The organism is Streptococcus sp. HMSC034E12 (assembly GCF_001835915.1).
Classification (GTDB): Bacteria; Bacillota; Bacilli; order Lactobacillales; family Streptococcaceae; genus Streptococcus; species Streptococcus vaginalis.
The window spans coordinates 1-403 of sequence record NZ_KV826456.1; the positions used below are offsets into that span (position 1 = coordinate 1).

The following is a 403-nucleotide window of genomic DNA, read 5'->3' on the forward strand; positions in this document are numbered from 1 at the left end:
AGGGAAAGATGAGTTTCATTGCGCAAGATTTTGAAAAACTCAATATCATCACTGTTCTTGAAGGTAGAACACAAGCTGTTATTCGTGATCACTTTCTTCGATACGATAGAGCTGTTCGCTGTCAGGTGAAAATCATTACGATGGATATGTTTAGTCCTTACTATGCCTTAGCTAAGCAGCTTTTTCCTTGTGCTAAAATCGTTCTAGATCGTTTTCATATTGTCCAACATCTCAGCCGTGCTATGAGTCGTGTCCGTGTTCAAATCATGAATCAATTCGATCGAAAATCCCATGAATACAAGGCCATCAAACGCTACTGGAAGCTTATACAGAAGGATAGTCGTAAACTGAGCGATAAGCGTTTTTATCGCCCTACTTTTCGTATGCATCTAACCAACAAAGA

Annotated in this window: 1 protein-coding gene; it reads left to right on the forward strand. The window is 39.5% G+C overall.

Features of this window, described 5'->3' with window-relative positions:
* Positions 1 to 403, forward strand: a 403-nt coding sequence (locus HMPREF2574_RS07790; protein WP_142350190.1) for a transposase, incomplete at both ends; no start/stop codon positions are given.